We start from the raw sequence: 420 nt of genomic DNA on the forward strand, positions 1-420 counted from the left end.
GCTCAATAAGGGATTCTTGCTGTATTGTATTATCTGTTAATACTTTGATCGCTTTTGATTGTTGATCCTGAATCAAAACCAATTCATCAATTTTTTCCAGGTTTAATCTATTTTCATCTAATAATCGTATGATATGAGGGTTCCTTGCCCCTAACCCGATCGCAAGTGCTTCAATTTGCAGATAGATTGCAGAATCATGAGGAAAAAACGGTTTAATGTCTTTTTCGAGATCCAAGCCTTCATGTGCTATATATCGAGCAGCTAAATGAACCATGTGGTCTCGTTTTCTTTCTAGATTGGATTCCCATTCAGAATAGTTCAATGAATCATAAAGTATTTTAAAATCGGGAAGTGTCTTCTTAAAGTTATCTAGTTCATTATATGATTTAATGACTTCTGACATTAGACTTTCTACACTAT

Annotated in this window: 1 protein-coding gene; it reads right to left on the reverse strand. The window is 33.8% G+C overall.

Features of this window, described 5'->3' with window-relative positions; all coding sequences use genetic code 11:
- Window positions 1-403: hypothetical protein (locus tag CCE82_RS12615; RefSeq protein ID WP_206184411.1), on the reverse strand; the 403-nt coding region annotated here is incomplete at its 3' end.
- Window positions 404-420: the final 17 nt, after the last annotated feature.

The sequence above is a fragment of the Staphylococcus cornubiensis genome (genome assembly GCF_900183575.1).
GTDB lineage: Bacteria > Bacillota > Bacilli > Staphylococcales > Staphylococcaceae > Staphylococcus > Staphylococcus cornubiensis.